The organism is Serratia sp. H402Y, assembly GCF_051172415.1.
In the GTDB taxonomy this organism is placed as follows: domain Bacteria; phylum Pseudomonadota; class Gammaproteobacteria; order Enterobacterales; family Enterobacteriaceae; genus Serratia; species Serratia ureilytica.
Genome location: NZ_JBPIYZ010000012.1, coordinates 1 through 5,589 on the forward strand (window position 1 = coordinate 1; position 5,589 = coordinate 5,589).

The window sequence follows — 5,589 nt, forward strand, 5'->3', positions numbered from 1 at the left end:
CTGGCGGCAATAGCGCGGTGGTCCCACCTGACCCCATGCCGAACTCAGAAGTGAAACGCCGTAGCGCCGATGGTAGTGTGGGGTCTCCCCATGCGAGAGTAGGACACTGCCAGGCATCAAACAAAGCCGAAAGCCCTGAACTGACGTTCAGGGCTTTTTGCTATGCGTAAAATAAATCCCCTGATCGTATCTATTGCTTAGAAAAATACCTATTTCAGCGGACGTTGCTTATTTACATAAGCACGTATAATGCTTTTGAGCAGGAGAATAACCAGCTCAATATATAATTGATAGATTCAGATTATTATTTAAATAATAAAAATGCCTATTTATGAACATGTTGATAAGAATTATCCTGTTATATCAAAGATAAATCCTAATTCTTCAGTGCATTACTCGATAAATTTCACGTTAATTAAAACAAATATTAGCCAGACGCTTCGAATCGAGTAGACTAAGCAAAAGATTATTTCCGCATGGGTACTGAACGTTATGTCTACTGAAAGCGCGTCTTTAAAAAACCACAATACTTTTGCGCTCCCGGTCAACGCAGCGCACCTGGTCATCGCCGATAGAATTGAGTTGATGCTCAAAGTCTGGCAACAAACGCGCAAGCGTCAGGAGCCACTGCTGATTCTCGGTGAAGGTAGCAACGTACTGTTCCTGGAAGACTTTTCGGGTACGGTCATGGTTAACCAACTAAAGGGCATCGATGTTCGAGAGGATAACGATGCCTGGTATCTCCATGTCAGCGCCGGTGAGAATTGGCACGATCTGGTGCAATATACGCTGCAGGCCGGGATCTGCGGGTTGGAGAACCTGGCGTTGATTCCTGGATTGGCCGGCTCCGCGCCTATCCAGAATATCGGTGCCTATGGCGTCGAATTGAAAGATGTCTGTGAGTATGTCGACCTGCTGGACTTCTCTACGGGTGCCATCGATCGCATTCCGGCAGCCGATTGTGGTTTCGGCTATCGGGAAAGCATTTTCAAACATCGCTTCCAAACTGGGCATGCCATTGTCGGGCTGGGTCTGCGTCTGAGCAAGCAGTGGCAACCCAAGTTGAGCTATGGCGATCTGGCCAAGCTGGATCCCGCCACGGTGACGCCACTTCAGGTATTCGAATCCGTATGTTCCATGCGCCGCAGCAAGCTGCCGGACCCGCGCGAAACCGGTAATGCCGGCAGTTTCTTCAAGAATCCGCTGGTGAACGCGGGGAAAGCCGCAGAACTCATCACACAATATCCCGGCATGCCGCATTATCCGCAGCAGGATGGTCAGGTGAAGCTGGCCGCTGGCTGGCTGATCGATCAGTGCGAACTGAAGGGGTATCGCATCGGTGGCGCAGCCGTACACCGCCAGCAGGCGCTGGTGCTGGTGAATATCGATAATGCGCATAGTCAGGATGTGGTGGCTCTGGCGCGCCATGTCCGTAAGACTGTGGCCGATAAATTTGGCGTATGGCTGGAACCTGAGGTGCGTTTCATTGGCGCAACTGGCGAATTGAACGCTGTGGTGGTGCTGTCATGAGAGATATCAAGGTCCCGTTAAAACTGATCGCGCTATTGGCCGACGGTGAATTCCATTCCGGGGAACAGCTCGGTGAGTCATTGGGCATGAGCCGCGCCGCGATCAATAAGCATATTCAAACCGTTCGCGAGTGGGGGCTGGATGTCTTTACTGTACCGGGGAAAGGATACAGCTTGCCTGCTCCCATGCAGCTATTGGAGGCGGAACGCATTCTTAGAGGGCTGGACGACAAGCGAGTTACCGTGCTGCCGGTCGTAGACTCTACCAATCAATATTTACTGGATCGTATCGAAACGCTGCAATCTGGCGATGCCTGCATCGCTGAGTACCAACTGGCCGGCCGCGGTCGTCGTGGGCGTCAGTGGATTTCGCCGTTTGGCGCCAATTTATACCTGTCGATGTTTTGGCGATTGGAACAGGGGCCGGCTGCGGCGATGGGGCTGAGCCTGGTGATCGGCATGGTGATGGCGGAGGTCTTGCAGCGTCTTGGCGCTAAAGACGTGCGAGTCAAATGGCCCAACGATCTTTACCTGAACGATCGCAAATTGGCAGGGATCTTGGTCGAGTTGACGGGGAAAACCGGCGATGCGGCTCAGTTGGTCATCGGCGCCGGCATTAATTTGGCGATGCGGGATACCAATGCGAGTGGGATCAATCAAGGTTGGATCAACCTGCAAGAAGCCGGTATTAACATCGATCGTAATGAGCTCACCGCCACTCTGCTTAATGAATTGCGGCAGTCATTAAAACAATTCGAGATAGATGGGCTGGCGCCATTCATTGGCCGTTGGCGCACGCTGGATAATTTTATCGACAGACCGGTCAAACTGCTGATTGGCGAGCGACAGATTGTGGGTATCGCCCGGGGTATCGACGCGCAAGGTGCACTCCTGCTGGAACAAGAAGGGGAAATCAAACCCTTTATCGGCGGAGAGATATCGCTGCGCAGCGCGGAATAGTGAGAAAAGACAAGGGGACGGCAGCGTCCCCTTGATCGTTCGGTAGGCTTATTTTCTTAAACGCACGCTTTCAACGGCATGGTTGGCGCTTTTGGTCATAATCAGGCTCGCGCGTTCGCGGGTAGGCAGTATGTTCTGCTGCAAATTCAATCCATTGATTTCATTCCATAATTGCGTGGCGATATTAATCGCCTCCGGTTCCGGCAATTTTGAATAATTATGGAAATAAGAATCAGGATTGGAAAATGCGCCCTGACGGAATTTCAGGAAACGGTTGATATACCAGCTTTGCAATAGCGTCTCCGGCGCATCGACATATATAGAGAAGTCGACGAAGTCGGAAACGAATACGCGATGCGGATCGTGAGGATAATCCATACCGCTTTGCAATACGTTAAGCCCTTCCAGGATAAGAATGTCCGGCTGTTCGATGACTTTATTACCTTCGGGCACAACGTCATAGATCAAATGGGAATAAACCGGGGCGGTGACACGTTTGGCGCCGGATTTCACTTCCGACACGAACTTCACCAGGCTATGCATATCGTAAGACTGCGGGAAGCCTTTTTTCTTCATCAAACCGCGTTCGTTCAGCACCTTGTTTGGATGCAAGAAGCCGTCGGTCGTGATCAGCTCAACGCTGCGGTGTTCCGGCCAGCGGCTCAGCAGCGCCTGCAACAGACGTGCGGTCGTGCTCTTGCCGACGGCTACGCTGCCGGCGATGCCGATGACATAGGGAATCTTTTGCCCGTCGGTGCCGAGGAATTGTTCCAGTACCGCCTGCCGGCGCAGGTTGGAACTGATATAGAAGTTCAACAGTCGTGACAGCGGCAGATAAATCTGCGCTACTTCTTCCAACGAGAGATCTTCGTTAATCCCTTTCAGTTTAACGATCTCTTCTTCCGACAACGTCAGCGGCACCGAATCTCGCAACGCAGCCCACTGGGTACGATCGAACTGTAGGTAAGGCGTTGCTAAAGATTGATCTCTTTTTATCATAAGCCAAATTCTGCCTGTTAACGCAGGTTGGGAAAGGCGCCGGACGCCAACTCCAGAGAATAAACAAGCTGCATATTATAGACAGCTTCGTTTTTGGCGTAGACTTTTTTCGCAAAAGTTGTCGATAGGCAGCAGTTTATGTCAATTGTGCGAAGCGGCACGCAGTTGATAAAGCGGGGTTGCAAGGCGGTATCATGGAGTCAGGATACCGCCTGAAGGTTAGCTGGCGATAGCGCGTGAAGACGGGGTCACGGTGAACAGACGTTTGTAATAAATGACGGTTGAGTGGTAATAGCCATCGGGTCCGGCCGCATAGTCAGGCATTTCACCCAGGCAGCGATAGCCCAGACTGCGATAAAGTGCTTCTGCCGCCGAACCGGCCTGTGTATCCAGATACAGTAGCCCGCGCTGCTGTTGCAGTGCCGCTTGCTCCAACGTCTTCATTAGCGCCAGGCCTACGCCGTTGCGACGAGCGCGGCTATGAACCAGCAGTTTCACTACCTCCGCACGATTACGGCCATTCGGTTTCTGGCAGAGCTCGAGTTGAACGGTGCCAACGACGCCGCGTTCGTCGCGGGCAATCCACAATAGCAGCTCACCCTTGGCCAAGGCCGGACGCAGGCTGTGGAAGTAACTCTCGGCGTCTTCATGCGGGATTAAGGTGTCGTAGCCCACTGAAGCGCCGTGGGTGACCGCATCGGTCAACAGGCGAGCCAATTCATCGCGATAAATCGGGAGCGTAGCGGCGTTGATAGGCACTATTTTCATCGGTCATTCCTCCAGATATGGGGGTAATGAAGATAAGCAATAACTGCGCCAGAGCGATAAAAGGCATAGCCACGGCGAAAGGGCGAGGAATAAGTGTAGTTCACGCCACGAACCAGGGCAGCCATCCTCTTTTTGGTGCATCGATCCCGCTCACGGTTTACCGCCGTGGGTTACGTGTTTTGAGAAGCCCGACACGGAGAAAAGGGCGTTCAAAGCTTGCAAAAAGTGGATAAAATTGTAGAGAATGATTGCCGCAAGTGATGAATGTTTGCACGCCACAGGCTGCGAATTGCATGACAGCATGCAAAATTGACTGATTTATGAGCGAAAGTGCGCGTAAAGCAATTTTTTTGTTGCATAGGTCGCCCGCTCTACCTAGAATGCGCTGCACTTGATGCCGGCTTAGCTCAGTAGGTAGAGCAACTGACTTGTAATCAGTAGGTCACCAGTTCGATTCCGGTAGCCGGCACCATTCAAGTCACAAGTAGTTAAAATCTGGTGGGGTTCCCGAGCGGCCAAAGGGAGCAGACTGTAAATCTGCCGTCACAGACTTCGAAGGTTCGAATCCTTCCCCCACCACCAAATCTTGCCTTCGGCGATTAACTGAGATGCGATAAACACCGCAACGGTTGATGGCGGGAGGAGAGGGCGAAAGCCTTCGGCAAGGTTCGAGTTGTGCAGCGCGAGGCGCAGCCGGCCCGAAGGATACGAGCCGAGTGATGAACAATCCTGCTCTATCCCCAAAATTCTACAGAAAAATCAGGTAGCCGAGTTCCAGGATGCGGGCATCGTATAATGGCTATTACCTCAGCCTTCCAAGCTGATGATGTGGGTTCGATTCCCACTGCCCGCTCCAAGATGTGCTGATATAGCTCAGTTGGTAGAGCGCACCCTTGGTAAGGGTGAGGTCGGCAGTTCGAATCTGCCTATCAGCACCACTTCTTAATTTCTCGCCCCCTGATTTTCTTTCTGTTCTGGATTCAACGAGCAAATGCTTGGTTGATGTGGTGATACCACCGATTTATCCGTGTCTTAGAGGGACAATCGATGTCTAAAGAAAAGTTTGAACGTACAAAACCGCACGTTAACGTCGGTACTATCGGCCACGTTGACCACGGTAAAACTACCCTGACTGCAGCGATCACTACCGTTCTGGCTAAAACCTACGGCGGTTCTGCACGTGCTTTCGACCAGATCGATAACGCACCAGAAGAAAAAGCTCGTGGTATCACCATCAACACCTCTCACGTTGAGTATGACACCCCGACTCGCCACTACGCGCACGTTGACTGCCCAGGGCACGCCGACTACGTGAAAAACATGATCACCGGTG

Annotated in this window: 5 protein-coding genes, 4 tRNA genes, 1 rRNA gene and 1 other RNA gene; 9 read left to right on the plus strand and 2 right to left on the minus strand. The window is 51.9% G+C overall.

Annotated features, from left to right (window positions below; genetic code table 11):
* The 3 genes from rrf to birA all read left to right on the plus strand — a co-directional run bounded on the left by rrf (position 1) and on the right by birA (position 2,489).
* Positions 1–115, plus strand: a 5S ribosomal RNA gene (gene rrf / locus ACSBQS_RS24455).
* 377 nt (positions 116–492) lie between these two features.
* Positions 493–1,530, plus strand: coding sequence for a UDP-N-acetylmuramate dehydrogenase (gene murB / locus ACSBQS_RS24460; RefSeq protein ID WP_117189246.1), 1,038 nt, complete (start codon positions 493–495; stop codon positions 1,528–1,530).
* Positions 1,527–2,489, plus strand: a complete 963-nt coding sequence (birA, locus tag ACSBQS_RS24465) for a bifunctional biotin--[acetyl-CoA-carboxylase] ligase/biotin operon repressor BirA (RefSeq protein WP_033652744.1) — start codon at positions 1,527–1,529, stop codon at positions 2,487–2,489. The genes murB and birA overlap by 4 nt, the downstream gene beginning before the upstream one ends.
* A 48-nt stretch (positions 2,490–2,537) precedes the next feature.
* On the opposite strand, the gene coaA is transcribed toward birA, so the two are convergent.
* Positions 2,538–3,488 carry a type I pantothenate kinase gene (gene coaA, locus ACSBQS_RS24470; RefSeq protein ID WP_025304936.1) on the minus strand — a complete coding sequence of 317 codons (951 nt, stop codon included), beginning with the start codon at positions 3,486–3,488 and terminating at the stop codon, positions 2,538–2,540.
* Positions 3,489–3,707: 219 nt separating this feature from the next.
* Positions 3,708–4,256: a GNAT family N-acetyltransferase gene (locus ACSBQS_RS24475; protein WP_033644356.1), complete on the minus strand. Its 549-nt coding sequence runs from the start codon at positions 4,254–4,256 to the stop codon at positions 3,708–3,710.
* Between the two features lie 396 nt (positions 4,257–4,652).
* On the opposite strand from ACSBQS_RS24475, the gene ACSBQS_RS24480 reads away from it, so the two are divergent.
* From ACSBQS_RS24480 to ACSBQS_RS24505, 6 genes are all read left to right on the plus strand, one after another.
* Positions 4,653–4,728 (plus strand) — tRNA-Thr (locus tag ACSBQS_RS24480).
* A 25-nt stretch (positions 4,729–4,753) separates the two neighbouring features.
* Positions 4,754–4,838, plus strand: a tRNA-Tyr gene (locus ACSBQS_RS24485).
* A gap of 46 nt (positions 4,839–4,884) precedes the next feature.
* Positions 4,885–5,000, plus strand: a non-coding RNA gene (locus ACSBQS_RS24490) — RtT sRNA.
* Between the two features lie 37 nt (positions 5,001–5,037).
* A tRNA-Gly gene (locus tag ACSBQS_RS24495) sits at positions 5,038–5,112 on the plus strand.
* Between the two features lie 6 nt (positions 5,113–5,118).
* Positions 5,119–5,194, plus strand: a tRNA-Thr gene (locus ACSBQS_RS24500).
* Positions 5,195–5,303: 109 nt separating this feature from the next.
* Positions 5,304–5,589, plus strand: a 286-nt coding sequence (locus ACSBQS_RS24505; protein ID WP_047024907.1) for a GTP-binding protein, incomplete at its 3' end; no start/stop codon positions are given.